At 43.5% G+C, this 21577-nt stretch carries 13 protein-coding genes; 5 read left to right on the top strand and 8 right to left on the bottom strand.

Going from position 1 to position 21577, the window contains the following annotated elements:
* Nucleotides 1–28: 28 nt before the first annotated feature.
* Nucleotides 29–628 (bottom strand): MarC family protein, encoded by a 600-nt coding sequence (locus tag HMPREF1212_RS10935; protein WP_046149373.1) that lies wholly within the window; start codon nt 626–628, stop codon nt 29–31.
* Nucleotides 629–756: 128 nt separating this feature from the next.
* Here HMPREF1212_RS10935 and coaW point away from each other — a divergent pair, with 128 nt between their 5' ends.
* A complete protein-coding gene (gene coaW / locus HMPREF1212_RS10930; protein WP_028729308.1) occupies nt 757–1599 on the top strand; it encodes a type II pantothenate kinase in 843 nt (280 codons plus the stop codon).
* Nucleotides 1600–1641: 42 nt separating this feature from the next.
* Here the strand turns inward: coaW and HMPREF1212_RS10925 are convergent, their stop codons facing one another.
* Complete coding sequence (locus tag HMPREF1212_RS10925) at nt 1642–1866, bottom strand: winged helix-turn-helix domain-containing protein (protein ID WP_028729307.1); 225 nt, start codon at nt 1864–1866, stop codon at nt 1642–1644.
* Nucleotides 1867–2083: 217 nt separating this feature from the next.
* On the opposite strand from HMPREF1212_RS10925, the gene HMPREF1212_RS10920 reads away from it, so the two are divergent.
* Nucleotides 2084–2929 (top strand): helix-turn-helix domain-containing protein, encoded by an 846-nt coding sequence (locus tag HMPREF1212_RS10920; protein WP_028729306.1) that lies wholly within the window; start codon nt 2084–2086, stop codon nt 2927–2929.
* A gap of 20 nt (nt 2930–2949) precedes the next feature.
* On the opposite strand, the gene HMPREF1212_RS10915 is transcribed toward HMPREF1212_RS10920, so the two are convergent.
* The 3 genes from HMPREF1212_RS10915 to HMPREF1212_RS10905 all read right to left on the bottom strand — a co-directional run bounded on the left by HMPREF1212_RS10915 (nt 2950) and on the right by HMPREF1212_RS10905 (nt 9563).
* Nucleotides 2950–3708, bottom strand: coding sequence for a LytR/AlgR family response regulator transcription factor (locus HMPREF1212_RS10915; protein WP_046149372.1), 759 nt, complete (start codon nt 3706–3708; stop codon nt 2950–2952).
* Nucleotides 3709–3842: 134 nt separating this feature from the next.
* Complete coding sequence (locus HMPREF1212_RS10910) at nt 3843–7763, bottom strand: TIM-barrel domain-containing protein (protein ID WP_046149371.1); 3921 nt, start codon at nt 7761–7763, stop codon at nt 3843–3845.
* Between the two features lie 108 nt (nt 7764–7871).
* Complete coding sequence (locus HMPREF1212_RS10905) at nt 7872–9563, bottom strand: histidine kinase (protein ID WP_046149370.1); 1692 nt, start codon at nt 9561–9563, stop codon at nt 7872–7874.
* Nucleotides 9564–9714: 151 nt separating this feature from the next.
* Here HMPREF1212_RS10905 and HMPREF1212_RS10900 point away from each other — a divergent pair, with 151 nt between their 5' ends.
* On the top strand, nt 9715–10896 hold the full coding sequence (locus HMPREF1212_RS10900; protein WP_046149369.1) for a VWA domain-containing protein: 1182 nt from the start codon (nt 9715–9717) through the stop codon (nt 10894–10896).
* 591 nt (nt 10897–11487) lie between these two features.
* Here the strand turns inward: HMPREF1212_RS10900 and htpG are convergent.
* Both htpG and HMPREF1212_RS10890 read right to left on the bottom strand, forming a co-directional pair.
* On the bottom strand, nt 11488–13539 hold the full coding sequence (gene htpG, locus HMPREF1212_RS10895; RefSeq protein ID WP_046149368.1) for a molecular chaperone HtpG: 2052 nt from the start codon (nt 13537–13539) through the stop codon (nt 11488–11490).
* A gap of 113 nt (nt 13540–13652) precedes the next feature.
* Nucleotides 13653–16220 (bottom strand): ATP-dependent Clp protease ATP-binding subunit, encoded by a 2568-nt coding sequence (locus HMPREF1212_RS10890; protein WP_028729300.1) that lies wholly within the window; start codon nt 16218–16220, stop codon nt 13653–13655.
* A 221-nt stretch (nt 16221–16441) separates the two neighbouring features.
* On the opposite strand from HMPREF1212_RS10890, the gene gyrA reads away from it, so the two are divergent.
* Both gyrA and HMPREF1212_RS10880 read left to right on the top strand, forming a co-directional pair.
* Nucleotides 16442–19018, top strand: coding sequence for a DNA gyrase subunit A (gene gyrA, locus HMPREF1212_RS10885; protein WP_028729299.1), 2577 nt, complete (start codon nt 16442–16444; stop codon nt 19016–19018).
* Nucleotides 19019–19058: 40 nt separating this feature from the next.
* A complete protein-coding gene (locus HMPREF1212_RS10880; RefSeq protein ID WP_046149367.1) occupies nt 19059–20279 on the top strand; it encodes a tetratricopeptide repeat protein in 1221 nt (406 codons plus the stop codon).
* A gap of 76 nt (nt 20280–20355) precedes the next feature.
* On the opposite strand, the gene HMPREF1212_RS10875 is transcribed toward HMPREF1212_RS10880, so the two are convergent.
* Nucleotides 20356–21570, bottom strand: coding sequence for a sodium ion-translocating decarboxylase subunit beta (locus HMPREF1212_RS10875; RefSeq protein ID WP_028729297.1), 1215 nt, complete (start codon nt 21568–21570; stop codon nt 20356–20358).
* Between the last annotated feature and the right edge of the window lie 7 nt (nt 21571–21577).

The following is a 21577-nucleotide window of genomic DNA, read 5'->3' as shown; positions in this document are numbered from 1 at the left end:
AATTGTACACTTATTCCATATTATACATTTATTGATTATGCAGGGCGTCCAGCAGGAGGGTAATGTTTACCGTAAACAACCTGACGGAGATAGCCAGCAAAATGATCCCGAAGAATTTGCGTATGATATAGATCCCGCCTTTTCCCAGTAAACGCTCTACTTGTTTCGTCATACGAACCACAAAATAAACCCACAGCATATTCAGGATCAATGCCACGACAATATTTACACTGGCATATTCCGCCCTTAACGATAATAAAGTGGTAAACGAGCCGGCACCCGCCAGCAGGGGAAAGACGAGAGGGACAAGCGTCGCTTCCTTGATCGGCCCCGTATTTTTAAAGATTTCGATATCAAGTATCATTTCCAGAGATAATAAGAAGATAACGAACGCTCCGGCTACGGCAAATGATGCGATATCCACATGGAAGAGCTTCAGCAAGAAGTCGCCGGCATAGAAAAAACCGATCATCAACAGAAAAGAGATAACCGTCGCTTTCAGGGCGTTCACCTCTTTTCCCTTGTCTTTCAAGTTAATAATAATAGGAATAGACCCAATAATATCAATCACGGCAAACAGTACGATAAAGGCACTGATCATTTGTTGGAAATTAAATTCTTCAAACATAACTAACCTTTCCTTTGAATATTAAACTTACCCCGTGAAGATAGTAATTTTCTGCTATATAGTAATTCTATTGCCGTAAAGAATACACAATAATTGTAGTATCTTTGCGCAAACAGAACTTAAAAGTCATGGGAATAGTAATCGGTATAGATGTAGGAGGAAGTACCACCAAAATTGTAGGCATCGACGGGCAGGAAATAAAGAGTCCGATGTTTGTTCGGGCAACCGACCCGGTAACTTCATTATTCGGGGCATTCGGCAAATATTTATATGATAATGACATTCCTTTATCAGCAGTTGAAAAAGTAATGCTGACAGGTGTTGGCAGTGCTTATATAAACCAACCGTTATATGGTTTGCCAACAGCCAAGACCGATGAATTCCTGGCCAATGGGCTCGGAGCGCAGTATCTGACCCGGATAGAGAAACTGATCGTTGTCAGTATGGGGACGGGAACTTCTTTCGTCAAGGTGGAAGGGGAGAAGATAGAACATATCGGCGGCATAGGTATCGGGGGAGGAACCGTACTTGGCTTATCCAAATTACTTCTTAAAACACAGGATATACGGCAGGTTGTCCAGTTGGCCTTAAAAGGAGACATAACCAATATCAACCTGCAAATACAGGATATATGTAATATACCGCTACCCGGACTACCTTTAGACGCGACAGCATCTACATTCGGTAAAGCCGATGCCAACTCTTCACAGGAAGATGTTGCGCTGGGTATTATTTATATGGTACTCCAATGCATCGGTCAGTCTGTCATATTAGCTGCATTGAACAGCGATATACGTGATTTCATACTGATCGGTAACCTGACGAAACTTCCTCAATGCAAAGACATATTCCCAAAACTGGAAGCGATGTACAATACCCGTTTCCACATTCCTGAATATGCAGAGTACCGTACAGCCATAGGAGCGGCACTTACCTATATCAATAAGAGAGAATACATGAAGGTTATTTAATAAAAAAGCGTCAGAAAAGCTTTTTTCTGACGCTATATATGATCAACCAAAATATAGTCCTTGTATCATGCCGTTGCTTACAAATACCTGACCGTTCTTTCGTTGTATATACACTTTGTTTTCACGTGCCAGCCATCCAATTGCTAAGGTGGTATCTTCATGACTCAGATCAATCAACCTGCTTAGTTCCGGTATCGACAACTCTTTTCCCTTATTCAACTCATGCCAGACTTTACCGGCATTTTCTCCGATCTTTTCTATTTCCATAATTGTAATTTTTTAGAAAAATATATCTACTCAGTGAATATAAAACAAAAGAAAACGTATTCTGTTCATTTTCCCTATCGTTTAAAACGAATGCAAAGTACACGGTTTTTGAGGGAACCATCAATTCCTATTATTGGGTTTCTATGTCCTGTTTTTGCGATTGTTCATCGTATCAACATCAAATATACTATCTTTGAAAACTAGAAATCTGAACAATATGGAGGAAAACATACCTATATTCGATATCCCTATGGATTTTATTGCCGGCGACAATATTACCGGGGATATTTTAAAACGCTATATCAACTACTCATGCAAAATGAAAGCCGTGCTCTTCGCTTTATGTGTAAAAGGCAATGTGCACGTCACACTCAATCTATCCGGACATACGATCAAACAGTATGACTTCTTGACACTGACTCCAGATTGTTTTATACAGATCAATGAAGTTTCACCGGATGCCCATTTCTATTATGCCTGCTTCTCACAGGAGTTTATGGAAAACAATAACCTGATATTAACTACGATCAAATTGCTTCCCATGTTGACGGAAGATCCCATCATACATCTGTCCGAGGACCTTACGCAACTCTACCTGGATGTTTTTAAACCGCTTTTGCATGCCTATTCGCTACCCTGTACTTTAGGGAATAAAGATATTATCAAGTCCATATTCACGATCTTCATGCAAGGGACGGCCGAGTTATATAAGAATCATGGGAAATGGAAAAATCCGTTATATACGCGCAGCAAGGAGATGTGCCGGGAGTTCATAAAACTTGTCATGTATCATTACACGACCCAACGCAATGTCGCTTTTTATGCAGAACATCTGGGAGTTACTGTTTCACATTTCTGTTCGACCATCAAAAAGGAGACGGGTAAGACGGCTTTGGAAATTATCACGGCCATTGTCCTGATGGATATTAAGGCACAGTTAAAATCAACCGATCTGCCCATAAAAGAAATAGCATTTTCATTGGGCTTCAATAATATGTCTTTCTTCAACCGGTATTTCAAAAGGCATACGGGAATGACACCGCAGGAGTTCCGTAATAGTTAACACCGGCCAGAGGGGGATGGCTAGGATTTAAGCAGCCGGAGAAAATCATCCTTATAACTAGGAGAGATTTCTATTTCCGTATTATCTTCCAACACGATATATCCGCCCGAACCTTTATGGTACGACTTGACGCAATGAAAATTAATGATATGCGATTTATGCACCCGAACAAAGGGGAAGGGGAGTATCTCGCTGAAATATTTCAGGAAGCGACATACCATTTTCTTTGTTTTATCCTTCAGGTAAATGTCCGTAAAATTACCGTTCCCCTGTAGACGGATAATATCTTCCATGCGGATCACTTCAAAACCTTCCAGCGTGGGGAGGATCACCTGCCGCTTTTCGGGTTTAGGTTCGCGAAGGTTTTCTACCAGTATTTTATTCCGGTTGAATATTTCACGGTTTATAATATGCTGTTGTGCCTTGTTTACGGCCAATATCAGTTCTTCGATACTCACGGGCTTCAGGAGATAATAAGCGGCGCTCTGGTTTAATGCCCGAAGCGAATATTCGGAGAATGCGGTCACAAAGATAGTTTCAAAGTATAGGTCTTTACATCCTTCCAATACATCGAAGGCATTCCCGTAAGGCATTTCCACATCGAGAAAGACCAACTGCGGCTCCAGTTCGTGCAATAGGGGAATAGCTGATTTACAATCGTGCGCCTCCCCGATAATTTCGACGGCAGGACAATATTTAGCCAGGTAATTCTTAAGTGCTTCGCGGGCAGCCGATTCATCTTCAACAATTACACTTCTTATTTTTTGCAGCATTTCCATATAAGCGTTCTATTATTATTCAGACATCTAACAGATTTCATTTTGTCAAAGATAATAATAATACCCATAAAAAATCCCTTGCTCCAGACAATTACTGAAACAAGGGATTCTTGTATATTAACGATGGATAGTTGTTAGAACTTGCACATATTCAAATCCTTATCGATCAATAAACCATCGATTGCCTTTAAGCTGAATTTCACTTTGCGTTTAGCTTTCAGCTTCAGGATAAACAGGTCGGTAGTTCCTTCCAGTGTTTCCTTGTCGCCGAGATTAACGAAAGTAGGATACAGCGCTTTCTGGCCGTTTGTATGCAGACGGTCGTAAGTCAGGTTCTCCATTGCTTTCAGATTCAACGGTTCCACGCCCACAAAATCATAATCCTGCTGATCGTAAGGCAAAGCAAAGCTCAGGGCATTAACTGCTTTGAGATCTTTTCCCGTTACCTTGACTTCCACGATCTCATCCTTGTTGTATGTCTGTTTCGGAGTGCTGATCTCGATCGTACCGGCCGCTTTTTCAGTACCCTGTTCTTCGATACCGCCATCCAGCTGAGTGGCAACGACCGAAATATCATAGGCATCGATCAGATTGTTCTGATTGATGTCACCTGCACTTACATAATCGAAATCGCTGTCGCCTTTACGCAGACCCGTGTAGTTCATATATGAAGTAAGGTCGTTGCTATCGATCTTCTTATCGTTATTGATATCACCCGGCAGGTAACTTTCTGTTCCGGGAACTTTGAATACATACAATTCGCGGCCTGAACCGTAATTGCCTACACCTTCGGTCACATTCAGTTTGATGTAACGTGCTTTCGGTTTATCCTTGAATTCGAACACCTTCACATCACCGTTACGTTCAAACCGGAAGGAGTCGACCGGAGTCCAGTTTTCTTTATCCATACTATAAGAAACGAAACCTCTCAACATCGTACCGTTACCACCATCCTGACGAGACAGGTAATGGAATTTATCCAGCTGATTCACTGTACGCAGGTCGATGATCATATCGAACGGTATGGCATTCTTGCGGTACTTCGTATGGAACATATCGCCCAGCTCGGCAAAGTCGAACAAACGGAAGACCTCGAAGCCTTCCTGTACTTCGGCCGTCACTTCGCCACGAATTCCCTGGATAGCAAATTCCAGCGGGTTAGACTTCGTTTTCGTACTGAATGTATTCCAGTCGGAATGACCGTCTTTATTGACTGCACGAAGTTTGAATGTGTAGTCTGTTTCAGCTTCCAGTCCATCGAACAGCAGTTCTGTATTTTTGATAGTAGTGTACAGCATGTTGTTGAATTCGATTTCGTAGTAGTCGGCATTGCTTACCTTGTTCCAGGTTGGTTTCAGGGTATAAGCTTCTACGTTTTCGGCGGCAACCTGTCCGTTGGGAACTGTTAATGTTCCGGTTGCTACCTTGTGCGTGTTAGCGGTGTTGAAGTTATAACCTTCAATATTCAGCGTAATTTCATCGGCAGTAATGTCGGTAGAAGCCAACTTAACCAATAATTGCGGATTCTTGGTAATCGTTACCTTTTCAAATTCGCTTCCCGGGGTTGCAAACTTGTTCAGGTTAGGGGCCGCATCGTAGAAGTAAACATTTTCACCTTTAGAGAATTCAGCCATTGAATGGACTTCGGCCAGTTTTACTTTGTTTTTACCGACTTTAGCTGCTACCTTTTTAGGCATTTCAGTAACATTGATACGCAACTCCGTTGCTTTCTCTTTCACAAAACCTTTAAAATTACCTTCTGTCGGATGAATTGTGATCGTTACATTATTTTTACCTTCTTTCTTGCCTACCGGAATTGTCTTATTTCCCAATACCAGAGTCAAGGTAGGATCATAACCGTCAACTTCCGATTCGATCAGTGTTGTAGTACCTTCGCCTAGTTTATAGGCTTCCGTCAGGCCATCATCATCGTATTCTGTAAACGAGCTGTAACCTGCAGGGTAAAACTCATAGATACGCAGTCCCTTGTTGATTTCAGATACATTATTATTAGGATTCGTCATCGGAATAATTGCACCACTCTTCACGAATACAGGAAGTTTCCAAAGTGGAGAAGCGAAATTATTGATAACGCAGTTTCCTTCATATCTTTCTCCGGTGAAGTAATCCACCCAAACACCTTCCGGCAGATAAATACCATCACGGATATCGTTTCCTTTTTCATCCGCCTGTGTTTCCTGATAGATAGGAGCAACCAGGAAATAGGGGCCGTACATAAACTGATATTCCGTAGCCTTGCCGTACGTGTACGGATTCGGGTATTCCAGGAACATGGCACGGATCATAGGTTTACCGTCTACAGCTTCCTTCGCAATGCTATACGCATAAGGCATCAACTCCGATTTAAGTTTCAGATACCAGCGGTTTATCGATGTAGCAGGTTCTCCAAGGGCATGGGGATATTTTTCGTTTGAGCCCCAGCCATCCATGTTCAGTTCCATCGGCGTCCATGTTTTCCACTGAAAATCACGTGTATTCATGGCCAGGTTCTTTCCACCGAAGATACCGTCCATATCGGAAGTGATATTCGGTTGACCCGACAATCCCGAACCAATATAAGTCGGAATATGGAACCGGATATATTCCCATTGTCCGCCTGTCTGGTCGCCCGACCAGATACCGGCATAACGTTGTGTTCCTGCCCAACCATCGAGAGAGATAATGAACGGACGGGCATTGTTTCCATAATAAGGCATGATATGACCTACATCGGCTACACCATTCAGACCGAACGAATAACCGGCACCGACCCATGCCACATCTGTTTTCAATACACGCACACCAGCGTCACGTACCTCTTTCACTATATCGCGCTGCAATAGGGCACTGACTTCAGGTTTCGGGTGCAGATCCGATTGTGTCCAGAGTCCGATCTCCACGCCATTCTGATGAGCATAATCCGCCAGATTTTTCAGGTTTTGAATATTGCCATCCAACGTTTCGGTCTGTCCGTATCCGGCACCGTACCCATCGTTAGGCAACAACCAACCGAACGGCATATCATGGCTTTTATAACGGTCGATCACGGCACGGGCAGAGAACTGGTAATTGTTCTTTTCCCCGTTCAGCGATTCCTTAACACCACCGTTGTCTTTCTGGCTCTCTTTATAACGTTTGCCGTCTTCAAAGAGGATGCCTTTTTCGTCTTCCACCCAATAGTCGCGGTTGTAAGCGTTCAGATGTCCTTGGTAGAAACCGAACTTCGGCAATAATACCGGGTTACCGGTCAGCTGGTAGAAATCGTTCAACAGAGGTACGGCACCCTCATTGACCATATAGAAAGCATCCAGATAGTCGGTATCATGCGATAACTTCACAGTGCCTTTTTCAGCTGCTCCGAAATCATATTTACCCGGACTGAAGGTGTACCACATAAAGCCGTAACCGTTCGTCGACCAGTAATAAGGGTTAGGGGATGCTACACCACCGTCCGTCCAGCTATTCTGGTTTTCGATGGCGATCGCTTTCCCTTTGTGTGAGAAACGTCCGTTCTGCACACCGCCACCATAGAAATATTCACCCGGATTTTCTTTCAGTGTGAGGATTGTTTTACCTTTTTCAAACACTACCGGTTTCACTTCTTCCAGTGCGACCGTATTCGTTTTCAGATTGGTCACTTTCAGTAAGGATGTGTTCTTGTCCAACTCCAACATTATATCTTTTGTACTGATAGATATAATGTTCCCGTCTTCTTTCACTGTGAGGGGAGCTATCGGTTTCCTGGGATTATCGACCAGGATCTGTGCTTCCGGCTTCGCTTCCGGGTCGCGGATAATGCCCCCATTGTTATCCTGGAAGATCCGGAAGATGTTTTCTCCATAAAAATCAAATGTCATTCTTTGATTATCGGAAAACAAAAGTTCAACCGTCGTGGGATTAATCTGTTTCGCCTGGACAATCTTCTTATCCTGCTGTATTTCCAGACATACATCGGTTTTCTGTATGCCTTGCATGGTTAACGGCGAAAGCAGCGGAAGGGTCAGTGCCAGGAGAAGCATCCTCTTCTGCTTTAGTTTTTTGATAGAGTCATTCATGTTATCAATGTTGTTTTAACGTATGAGATATATTAAACAGCAAACTTACGGGATATAATTATCATACGCAAGAAAATACAATTATATCCTGTCAGAAAACAGTAGCTATCAGGCATTGAAAGGGAATCTGATCCGCACGACAACGCCTGTATCTTCGCCTTCCTTTTCGGTTATTTCCATCGTTATGCAGGTGTTGTATAAACTATTCAGCAGGTTGATCCGTTCGTGGGTGTTTGTGAGGCCACGCGAGCGGTGTTCTTTCTGGTGGCGGGTTTTCAGTTCGTTGCTTTTTTTCAGGCCGATGCCATTGTCTTCGATCGTAACAGACAGGTAGTTGCCATCTGCCTTAACCGACAGTTTCAGTAAGCCGCCCGACTCTTTATATCGCAGGCCGTGCCAGATCGCATTTTCCAAATGAGGTTGGATCAGCATATTAGGCACTAATACCCGGTCGGTATCGAGCGACTCGTCCACTTCTATCTCATAAACGAACTTATCATTGAAACGCATATGTTCCAGATCCAGATATTCTTTCAGTTGCTCCAGCTCGGTTGAAAGAGGTGTAAAATCCTTATTCGAATTCTCCAGGATATTCCGCATCAGGCGTGAATAGGAAGAGAGGTATTTATTGGCTTCCAACTCATTGTTCTGGGCGATAAACTGGTTGACGCTATTCAGGCTGTTAAAGATGAAATGCGGGTTCATCTCGCGCCGTAGCGACTGAAGGGCAATCTTCTTATTCTTCTTTTTGATCGAATACCAGGCTTTTACTATAAAAAGAAGGAACACGAGAACCAGCACAATCGATCCCTGCAATACATAATTGAAGGTGTTCTTTTTCCTGATCAGTTCATCTTTCAAGGCACGTTCCTTTTCCAGTTGGGCGATCCGTGCTTCATGCGCCTGGAAGAATTTCTGATCTATCAGTGTGCTGTCAGCTTTGACCAAAGGTTCCAACCTACCCATGAAATCCGCATACAGGTCGAGTGCTTTACGCGGCTGATTTTCTTTCCGGTATTGTGCCACCAACTGTTCCAGACTTTTCTTTGCTTCCATCGTATGACCCTCTTTCAGTGCCAGGTCGTAAGACTCCTGCAAAGAAGCCAATGCTTTTACCTGCTGGCTGTCGGCTACATATACCTTTGCAATCTCCCTTTGTACCTTGATGGCTTCCACCGGCTGATCTTTCACTTCTTCCAACGCACTGTTCAGGTTACTGAGGGCAGCCTGCTTATCATCCATTTTCATATTGACATAGGCCATCTGCTGAAAGGCCGCAACCCGGTCTTCCCGTTGTTCCGGCTTCTGAGAGGTATTCAGTATTTCTATATTTTTTTGAATATAAGGAGATTGACCGACCGGATCGGAGATATTCTTTAAGCGGTTGACATCATTCATATTCAATGCCTTAAAAGTTGTATCCTGCGATAAACGCCAGGCATTGTTATAACTGAGAATCGCTTCCTGTATCTTTCCCTGTGCTTCCTGTATCCGTCCGATCTCCCGGTCGATCTGGGCGGTCTTTTCCTGGTTACGGAGTTGATGGAATAAAGAACGGGCTTGGCTCAGATAGCTTTCGGCTTTCTTGAACTCACCCTGAAGGGCAAGCGTCTTGGCCAATGCCTCGTAATCGAGTGCTACCGACTCGTCCGACTTCCCACTTTCGAGCGATTTGGACAGATTCATTAATGCCTTTTTGGCACTGCTTTTCCGTTCAGTACGAACCGAGTCCTGTGCCCCGGCAGTCACAGAAAGACAGCTTAGCAGTAATATTGTCAGGTATGCAGCCAATTTATCCATATAGTTTCTATTGAGATTGTAAAGTAAACATATTTAAAACATTTATATCCTATATTTCACCAACTCAAAAGCCCGGTTCACCCATTCTGTCCGGAATCCTAACTTTTAACATCCTATTTTTGAACCATAAACCTATTAAAAATTTCTGAATATGAAAAGAATTATTCTACTATGCTTCTTATTTACAGCATTAACAACCGCAGTCAGCTGCGTACTGGAAGCCAGAAACGCAACCCCGAAAGCAGATCCGGCCATCGTTCAGGTAGCAAACACACCGGCCGTCAATAAGACAAAAATACAGGTCGCTATCCTTCTGGACACTTCCGGCAGTATGCAGGGACTGATTGAACAGGCCAAGTCACGCTTATGGAATATCGTCAATACATTGACCACCCTGAAGTTTAAAGGCGAAACACCGGAGATAGAGATCTCCCTCTACGAATACGGCAGCTATAAATTATACGGTGGAGACTATATCCGGCAAATCACTCCGCTGACCGTCGATCTCGACCTGATCTCCCAAGAGTTATTCGCCCTTACGACAAGCGGAAGCGAAGAATACTGCGGTACCGTCATCCGCAAGGCTGTAAAGGAACTGGAATGGGGACGCAACGAAAGTGATATGAAGCTGATCTATATTGCCGGAAATGAAATCTTCACGCAAGGTTCTGTCCCTTACAAAACAGCCATCGCCGAAGCGGTAAATGGTAATATCTTCGTCAATACGATCCATTGCGGCAATGAAGAAATGGGTATACGCGACTTCTGGCAGGATGCCGCGATTCATGGAAAAGGTAAATTCTTCAATATAGATGCCAATGCCGTCACCCGCCAGATCAAAACACCTTTTGATCCGCAAATCATTCTTTGTAATGAGAAACTGAACAATACATATATCAGTTACGGTAGCATTGGAAAGGAACGTAAAATAAACCAGGTCGTGCAAGACCAAAACGCCAATGCCATTTCATCCGCCAACTATACCGAGCGTGCCGTGAGCAAATCGAAAGCCGTTTATAAAAATACCTCTTGGGATCTGGTAGACAAGATGAAAGAAGATAAGAACATCTTGTCAAGCATCCGAAAGGAGGAACTACCCGAAGAGTTGAAAGGCAAATCGAACGAAGAAATAAAAAAGATCATCACCCAAAAAGAAGAGGAGAGAACCGCCCTGCAAAAGGAGATAGCCGAACTGGCAATCAAACGGCAGGCCTATATCGAAGAAGAACTTAAAAAGGAGGGAAACGACAGTGGAGACGATCTAGGAAATGCTATCACCAGCTCGATCCTGACATTCGCCAACCTGAAAGGGTATACGGTAGAAACAAAGTGAATACAGACATTCAAGTAAGAGATACCCCTTCTCGGTTTCTACATAGTAATTTTACATAAAAACCATTCACCCTTCACTTTCATAACAGTAACAATCTATCGTATAGGTTATTACGATGAAAAATAGAAGGTGAATGGTTGGATGAAAGGGTGAAAGGTTACTTTAAACCTTTCACCCTTCGAAGTATAAAGGAATACATATAAGGAAAGTAAGTTCAAAGCTATTGAAAGCTAAGGCGAAGGAAGGTACTTGTTTACTTGCCGACGTAGGTCGTTAAGCTTACTGATGTACGTAGCAAAGCTTAACGACCTATGTCGGCAAGCTTAACGATCCATATTGAGAAGCGAAGAGGTTATAGTGTTTGAGATAAAAGTAAAAGACTTTAGAGTTACTAGATAATAGCCAGGCTTCTACTGTACGATAATATAAAAAAATAAGGTGAAGGGTTTAAAGAATCCCTTCACCTTATCATCCAACCATTCACCCGTTATTTCCGCTATAACACCTTGTATGACAAGGTACTAACCTTATTCAGGTGAAGGGTGAATGGTTTATATAACATTTTTATATACAGTAAGCTGTTTTACTCTGTTAACCGATCATCTGAACACTGCGTTTGATGAACTGGCTCAATGCTTCGCCTTTCAGCATACCGTTGGCCAGTAATGCCAGGTCGATCAATTGGCTGACCAGCTTGTTGTTGCCGGCATATTCTGCCAGGATAGCGTTGCGTTGTGCTGTCAATTCATCGATCTTATGGTTCGTGTTCGTCATATCTTCTTTTTCAGCAGAAGTAATTTCTTCTTCTTTCTTGCTGTTCTGAGCTTCGCGCAAATCACTCTGACGGGCTTTCCAACCTTTCAGATCAGCCAGGATCGGTTTCAGCTTTTCTTCGCAGTTCTGTTCTTCTCCAGAAAGAACTTTCTTAACCAATTCGTGATCTGTGTTCAATACCAGGTTGTAGTTATCTGGCATTTCACCGTAGAATGACATGCCCGGTTGCATAGCCGACATTTCACGCATACGACGCATATATTCGCTCTGGGTCAGCATCACAGGGTTTGAATTTTCACCCAATGCCTCGAAAGTAACGATGAAGTCGGTCTTTTCGATCTTCGGCAGCTGGCTCTTGAACATTTCCTGCAAGGCGTTCTTCTGATCTTCGTCCAACGTTACCTGGTTGTTTGTGTCTTTACGGATCAGGTTGTCGATCGTATCGCTGTCAACACGCACGAAACGAGTTTTGTCGAACTTCTGTTCCATCTGGCTGATGGCATGTACATCCAACTGGCCGTCCATGATCAATACACTGTATGCTTTGTCTTTAGCAGCCTGGATATAGCTGTACTGGTCATTTGCGTTTGTCGTGTACAGATAGATCAGGTTGCCTTCCTTATCTGTCTGGTTGGCTTCAACCAAAGCTTTATATTCTTCAAATGTATAGTATTTGCCGTCCACATCTTTCAAAAGAGCGAACTTAGCAGCACGGTCGTAGAACTTTTCGTCGCTCAACATACCATACTGGATGAAGAGTTTCAGGCTATCCCATTTTTCTTCAAACTGGGGACGGTCGTTCTTGAACATTTCTTCCAGACGGTCAGCCACTTTCTTTGTGATGTGGTTGGAGATCTTCTTCACGTTCTGATCGCTCTGCAAGTAAGAACGGGATACGTTCAGAGGAATATCCGGAGAGTCGAGTACACCGTGCAACAATGTCAGGAATTCGGGAACGATACCTTCTACAGAGTCGGTAACGAATACCTGATTACTATATAACTGGATCTTATTGCGATGCAAGTCGAGATTGCTCTTGATACGCGGGAAATACAAGATACCGGTCAGGTTGAATGGATAATCCACATTCAGGTGAATCCAGAACAACGGTTCTTCCGACATCGGATACAGATCCTGATAGAACTTCTTATAGTCTTCATCCGTCATGTCGGTCGGTTTACGAACCCATGCCGGAGTAATGTCGTTAACGATATTGTCTTGGTCGGTATCGACATATTTACCGTCTTTCCATTCCTGCTTCTTACCGAATGCGATGGGGACGGGGAGGAAGCGACAATATTTAGTCAGCAGGCCGCTAATCTTTTCCTTATTAAGGAAGTCTTGATTTTCGTCGTCGATATACAGGATAATATCGGTACCACGATCTTCTTTCTGCGTTTCTTCCAATGTATATTCGGGAGTTCCGTCGCAGCTCCATTTCATAGGAACGGCACCTTCCTTGTATGATTTGGTTACGATCTCCACCTTCTTTGATACCATGAAAGAGGAGTAGAAGCCAAGACCGAAGTGTCCGATGATGGCAGCTGCATCATTCTTATATTTTTCTACGAATTCTTCTGCACCGGAGAAAGCGATCTGGTTGATGTATTTGTCGATTTCTTCGGCTGTCATACCGATACCACGGTCAGAGATCTTGATGGTCTTGTCGTCAAAACTGACATGAACGGTCAGATCGCCCAATTCGCCTTTGAATTCACCGACGGATGAAAGGGTCTTTAATTTCTGTGTAGCATCTACAGCATTCGATACTAATTCACGAAGAAAGATTTCGTGATCACTGTACAAAAACTTCTTAATGATCGGGAAGATGTTCTCGCTTGTAACACCAATGTTTCCTTGTTTAGCCATATCGTTTATATTTTTATTATGTATTAATAATTCGTTTGACGATACGGTATAAACAAAAAAAATGCCAGATAGGTTCTATCTGACATTTTGACTTTATTACCGACAGAAACGGCTTATGCCTGTTCTTTCTTCTGTACGGATGTTACTATTTTCTGTTCATCCTTATTGAAGTCGACAACGATCTTATCGCCTTCGCCAACGGATGCACGGATAATCAATTCGGCCATTTCATCTTCCAGGTATTTCTGGATGGCACGTTTCAGTGGACGGGCACCGAACTGTACGTCGTAGCCTTTCGTTGCGATGAAGTCTTTTGCCTCGTCGGTAAGAACCAACTCGTAGCCCAGACCACAAACACGTTTGTAAAGTCCCTGTAACTCAATATCAATGATCTTATGGATTGCATCTTTATCAAGCTGGTCGAACATGATAATGTCGTCCACACGGTTCAGGAATTCCGGAGCAAACGCCTTGTTCAATGCTTTCTGAATCACACTGCGTGAGAAGTCCTTATCCATTTCACCGGCTGCCTGCGAGCTGAAACCGACACCACGGCCGAAGTCTTTCAGCTGACGTGTACCGATATTGGAAGTCATGATCAGGATCGTATTTTTAAAGTCGATCCGTCTGCCAAGACTGTCAGTCAGGCGACCTTCATCCAATACCTGCAACAACAGGTTGAATACATCGGGGTGCGCTTTTTCAATCTCGTCAAGCAATACGACAGAGTAAGGTTTACGACGAACCTTTTCAGTCAACTGACCACCTTCTTCATATCCTACATATCCCGGAGGTGCCCCGATCAGACGGGATACCGCAAACTTCTCAAGGTATTCGCTCATGTCAATACGAACCAAGGCGTCTGCCGAGTCGAACAGATATTCTGCCAACTTCTTTGCCAGGTGAGTCTTACCGACACCTGTCGGACCGAGGAACATGAATGTACCGATCGGTTTGTTCGGATCTTTCAACCCTACACGATTACGCTGGATAGCTTTTACAATCTTCTGCACGGCATCGTCCTGACCTACGACCTGCTTTTTCAGATTCTCTGCCATTTCCAGCAGTCTCAGGTTTTCGGCCTTTGCAATTCGCTGAACCGGCACACCTGACATCATGGCCACCACTTCGGCCACTTTCTCCTCGTCTACCGTTTCACGGTGTTCCTGCAATTCCTGTTCCCACTTGGCTTTAGCCGCTTCCAGTTGCAACAGGTACTGGCGTTCTTTATCGCGGAAACTTGCTGCCAGTTCGAAGTTCTGCGACTTGACGGCTGCCAGTTTTTCGGTCTTTGTATCTTCAATCTTTGCTTCCAGTTCTTCGATACTCTTCGGAACTGTGATATTAGATATATGTACGCGGGAACCGGCTTCGTCGAGTGCATCGATTGCCTTATCCGGGAAGTTACGGTCGCTGATATATCGTTCTGTCAGTTTCACACATGCATCCAGCGCCTCGTCGGTATAGATCACATTATGGTGTTCTTCGTAACGGGGCTTGATATTTTTCAGGATCTGCAATGTTTCTTCTGCAGTTGTCGGATCGACGATCACTTTCTGGAAACGACGTTCCAGTGCACCGTCTTTCTCGATATTCTTACGATACTCGTCAAGTGTCGTCGCACCGATACATTGTATTTCACCACGCGCCAAGGCCGGTTTCAGCATATTGGCGGCATCCATCGAGCCGGAGGCCGAACCTGCACCTACAATGGTATGTATTTCATCGATGAACAAGATGATATTCGGGTTCTTGGAAAGTTCGTTCAGAATCGCTTTGATACGTTCTTCAAACTGTCCGCGATACTTGGTACCTGCCACGATCGATGCCATATCCAGACTGATCACACGCTTGTCGAACAATACGCGTGACACTTTACGCTGGATGATACGCAGGGCCAATCCTTCCACGATAGCGGATTTACCGACACCCGGCTCACCGATCAGCACCGGATTATTCTTTTTACGGCGGCTCAGGATCTGTGCCAGACGCTCGATCTCCTTTTCACGGCCTACGATCGGATCCAGGCGGTTTTCCGAAGCAGCGCGTGTCATGTCCGTACCGAAGTTATCCAATACCGGAGTATCGTTCGGCGATTTCGGCTGGGCAGCACCTGCTCCCGCACCGGAAGAGGAGCGAGGAGATTCCTTGCGGGAAGAGAAGTCTTCTTCATCGTCGTCTTCGTCGTCGGTGTAACCATCGCTGATCTCATCGACTTCTTCCAGTTCTTCCATCCGGTTCATATCCGTACCGTTTATAAGATTATTGTATACATTGCGATAGTTTATACCGGCTTCGCTCAATGCCTTTGCCGCCACGTTGAATTCTTCCTTCAAAATAGCCAAAAGCAGATGTTCCGTGCCTGTCTCGTCTGTTTTGAACAAACGTGACTCCAGCATACTCATACGTAGTACGCGTTCTGTAGTTTTGCTGATGGCGATATCGTGTAGCTCGGACTCTTCCGTATCAAATGTATTTTTGATCTCTTGTTCGATTCTCTTCTTTATATCGTGTACGTCGGCGTGTAAATCATGTAATAACCGCATGGCTTTACCTTCACCGTCGCGTATGATACCAAGCATCAAATGTTCCGGCCCGATATAACTGTTCTGAAGCCTTGCAGCTTCTTCACGGCTATATTCAATAACGTCCATCAACCTTTTTGAATAATTATTTTTCATACCTATATGAATCCTATCTATTATAATAATGTACTGTGAATGCAAAATTAATAAACTCTCTCTATATAACTAACAAAATCCGTGCCATTATTCCTTAAGAAAACCCCAATATTTCTGAATAATAAAATTTCAGGGTAAAAACTTTCGTGATAAAGGGAAAAGCGTTACCTTAGTGCACTTTTTGAAAGGTGAGATATTGAGTGTAATTAATATAAAACTAAATGGTTGATCAAGACAGAATTATTAAGATTAACATCGAGGAGGAAATGAAATCTGCATACATTGACTATTCAATGTCTGTAATTGTTTCGCGCGCCCTTCCGGATGTTAGGGATGGTTTTAAACCGGTTCACCGTCGTGTGTTGTTCGGGATGAATGAATTAGGTAATACATCCGATAAACCTTATAAGAAATCTGCGAGAATTGTTGGAGAAGTTTTAGGTAAGTACCATCCGCACGGAGACTCTTCCGTATATTTTGCGATGGTTCGTATGGCACAAACATGGTCCTTACGTTATCCGTTGGTAGACGGACAAGGTAACTTTGGTTCGGTCGACGGCGATAGTCCGGCGGCAATGCGTTACACCGAAGCACGTTTGAGCAAGCTTGCCGAAGAAATGCTTCGTGATATTGACAAAGACACAGTAGACTTCCAGCTGAACTTCGATGACACGCTGAAAGAACCGACAGTACTTCCGACTCGTATCCCGAACTTGTTGGTGAACGGTGCTTCCGGTATCGCAGTAGGTATGGCAACGAACATGCCGCCTCATAACATGAGTGAAGTGCTGGATGCTTCTATGGCCTATATAGATGCCCGTGGAGACATCGACGTGGAAGGCTTGATGGAATATGTAAAAGCTCCCGACTTCCCGACTGGTGCAACGATCTATGGTTACGCAGGTGTAAAGGATGCTTTCGAAACCGGTAGGGGACGCATCATTCTTCGCGGTAAAGCTGAGATCGAAGTAGAAAACAATCACGAAAAGATCATTATTTCAGAAATTCCTTACCTTGTTAATAAGGCTGAACTGATCAAGTATATCGCCGACCTGGTTAACGATAAACGTATCGAAGGTATTTCTAACGTAAACGACGAGTCAGACCGTAACGGTATGCGTATCGTTGTCGATGTAAAACGTGATGCAAACTCCAGCGTTGTTCTGAACAAATTGTATAAGCTGACCGCTTTGCAATCTTCTTTCAGTGTAAATAATATCGCCCTGGTCAACGGCCGCCCGCGCCAGTTGAACCTGAAAGACATGATCAAGGCTTTCGTCGATCATCGTCATGAAGTGGTGATCCGCCGTACAAGATTCGAACTGAAGAAAGCGGAAGAAAGAGCCCATATCCTGGAAGGTCTGATCATTGCATCCGACAATATCGATGAAGTAATCGCTATCATCAAATCATCCAAGAGCCCGAACGAAGCGATCGAGCGTTTGATGGAACGTTTCTCTTTATCAGATGTACAGGCTCGTGCTATCGTAGAAATGAGACTGCGCCAGTTGACCGGACTGGAACAGGATAAGCTGCGCGCTGAATACGAAGAGATCGAGAAATTGATTGCCCGCTTAAAAGAAATCCTTGAAAACGAGGATACCCGTATGGAAGTGATCAAAGATGAATTGCAGGAAGTAAAAGATAAATACGGTGACGAACGTAAAACGGATATCGTATATGCTTCTGAAGAACTGAATCCTGAAGACTTCTATGCTGACGATGAAATGATCATCACAATCTCACACATGGGTTACATCAAACGTACGCCGTTGAGTGAATTCCGTGCACAGGGACGTGGCGGAGTAGGAGCCAAGGGTTCTGAAACACGTGATGCAGACTTCGTTGAGTATATTTACCCGGCTTCCATGCATGCCACCCTGCTGATCTTTACGGCAAAAGGTAAATGCTATTGGCTGAAGGTATTCGAAATCCCCGAAGGAGCGAAGAATGCAAAGGGTAGAGCTATCCAGAACTTATTGAATATTGAACCGGATGATAAAGTAAATGCTTTCATCCGCGTTAAAAAACTGACAACTGACACTGAATTTATCAACTCACATTACCTGTTGTTCTGTACAAAGAAAGGTGTTATCAAGAAAACATTGCTTGAAGCATACTCACGTCCGCGTCAGAATGGTGTGAACGCTATCACACTGCGTGAAGACGATGGCCTGATCGAAGTATGTATGACTAACGGTAACAATGAAGTATTGATCGCAAACCGCAACGGACGGGCTATTCGTTTCCACGAAAGTGCGGTGCGCGTCATGGGACGTACAGCATCCGGAGTAAGGGGTATGACATTGGACGAAGATCCTTCCGATGAAGTAGTAGGAATGGTATGTATCAAGGATAAAGAAACCGATACAGTATTGGTTGTTTCTGAACAGGGTTACGGAAAACGTTCGATCGTAGAAGATTACCGTATGACCAACCGTGGTGGTAAGGGTGTAAAAACACTTAACATTACAGAAAAGACCGGTAAACTTGTTGCCATCAAAAATGTTACAGAAGAAAATGATATCATGATCATTAATAAATCAGGTATCACTATTCGTATGAAGGTAACCGACTTGAATGTAATCGGCCGCGCCACACAAGGTGTCCGACTGATCAACTTAGGTAAACGTAACGATGAAATAGCCTCTGTATGTAAGGTTTTATCCGAATCGGAAGAGCAGGTGAACGAAGAAAACGCTGAACAGGACGCTCAGAATGAAAACAAAGGAGAAATAACCGATTTTGGAGGATCTGAAGATATCGCTAACGATACTGAGGAGACAACAAATGAATAATTTAAACAAATAGAAATATTAATCTCAAATTACTATCACAATGAAACGATTATTATTAACAGTTGCATTATGCGTTGCAGCATCATCTGCCTCTTTCGCTCAAAAGAAAGCCGTTAAGGAGGCACAAGGAATAGCAAAAGGAGACAAGGCTGATTTCACTGAAGCCAGAGCATTAATCAAGGGAGCATTGGAAAATCCTGAATCAAAGGATGATGCTCAGACTTGGTATGTTGCCGGTTTTATCGAAGATCAGCAGTTCAGTGCAGAAAGAACAAAACAAATTCTGGGACAGCAACCGAACGAACCGGTTATGTACGATGCATTGATCGCTATCCTTCCTTATTTCAAGAAAGCTTACGAACTGGATCAGCTTCCGAATGAAAAAGGTAAAATCAAACCTAAATATTCTAAAGATATCAAGAGTATCTTAAGTGCTGACCACGTATATTATTTCAACGGTGGTGCTTATTATTTCGATCAGAAAGATTATAAGAAAGCATACGATTTCTTCAACCAATATCTGGAAATCTCTGAATTACCGATGTTCGAAGGCACTCAGACTGCAGAAAAAGACTCTACATTCATGACTGTTCAGTTCTATGCTGCTGTTGCTGCTACTCAGTTGGGAGATTCTCCTACGGCTATCAAGGCGTTGGAACGTGCAAAAGACACAGATTTCAGACAGAATGATATTTATCAGTATCTGGCTTACGAATATCAGCAGGCTAAAGACACTGTAAACTTTGAAAAGGTACTGGAAGAAGGTATGGCTAAGTTCCCGAACGAAGAATATTACCTGATGAACCTGATCAACAACTACATCTATTCAGGCAGAAACGAAAAAGCTATCGAATATTTGAATACAGCTATCGCTAAAGATCCTAACAATTCACAGCTGTATCACGTAATGGGTATGGTTTATGAAACAGGTTTGAAGGATTATGCTAACGCTGAAAAGTACTTCTCAAAAGCATTGGAACTGAATCCTGAAGCAGTTGAATCTCTGTCAAGTCTTGGCCGTGTATATTACAACCAGGGTGTAAACAAACAGGGTGAAGCTAACATGATCAACGACAGCAAGAAATATCAGGAAGAACTGACAGTAGCTAAAGATCTTTTCAAGAAAGCTCTTCCTTATTTCGAAAAAGCTCACCAGCTGAAACCGGATGAATCAGAATATAAGATTGCCTTAAGAGGTATCTATTACAACCTGAATATGGGCCCGGAACTGGAAGCTATCGAAGCTGAAATGAACAAATAATAATCATTTCCATTGAATACAAAAATAGCCGCCCCGATTGGGACGGCTATTTTTTTGTCTTAGAAGATCCCTGTCTTTACAGATAAGGGATAATCGTTATGTAAATACCGGTGATAATAGCCGATGTAATGACACCCGAGATATTGGCGCCTAAGGCATCCCCTAAAATGAAAGAGTCCGGATTCTCCTTGCTAACCAGCTTCTGGGCAACCTTTGCAGTTGTAGGTACACAGCTCACAGCTGCGATACCGATTACCGGGTTATAGTTGCCGCGTTTAATGAAATACATAATATAACCGCCCATAATACCTCCGATACCGGAAAGAAGCAATGCTGTGACACCCAACACAAGTAATTTCAGAATCTTAGGATCGAGAAGCAATTTGGCGTCACACAATACACCGAGCAGTAATCCTAACATGAAAGTTGAACCATACAATAACGGCCCGCTCACAAAATCATAAATATGTTTCATGCCTGATTCACGAACGGCAACTCCCAGGAACAATGAAAAGAAAAGGGGAGAGGCTACAGGGAATAAGAAGCTCAAAACGGCACACAAAATAACGGCAAATGCAAGTTTAACCTTTGCATCATAATTCTTAGGCGGCTTGGTAGTCGTCATCTTTATAGCACGCAACCGTTGCGGGATCAGGAGTTTTACCAGGTAAGGATATCCTCCGTAAGTCAGTCCCAGATACAAGTAAGCAACTACCGTAATAGGAACAAACAAATGTTTTGCCAAAATCAATGACGTAAACAGAACCATCGGGCCGTCAGCACCGCCAACCATAGCAACAGAAGCACTTTCCTTTAAAGACAAACCGAATGCACTGGCAATAGGAACTGTCAGGAAGGTTCCCAGTTCGGCACAAAGAGCCAGAAAAAGACTGGCAAATGGTTTCTGAAGCAAAAAGCCGACATCCAGCAAAGTCCCGATTCCCATAAACACAAAACAGGCTATCAAGCCATTACTAAAGGTAAGCGTATATACAGGTTGGAGAAAATCAATCTGCATCGTATTCATTAATTCGTCCGTATTAGAAAGCATCGGATCCAGAAACAGGTTTCCCAGGCCACCTTCAGGCATCATCAGCGTACCACAATTGATCGCAACCATACCTAATCCCATAGGGATCATTACCATAGGTTCCAAAACTCCTTTCCAGCCTAAATACACGAGTAGGCCGCCAAGAGTAATCAAAAAAACACGAGCTACTGCCAGTACCCATCCACCGGCAACCATTGTTCCAAATCCCTGGAACAAACTTAAAAAATCAACGTTTTCCATATCTGTC

Source organism: Parabacteroides sp. HGS0025, from assembly GCF_000969845.1.
GTDB lineage: Bacteria > Bacteroidota > Bacteroidia > Bacteroidales > Tannerellaceae > Parabacteroides > Parabacteroides gordonii.
Note: the sequence above shows the minus strand (reverse complement) of the source record. Positions and strands in the feature narration are given on the sequence as shown.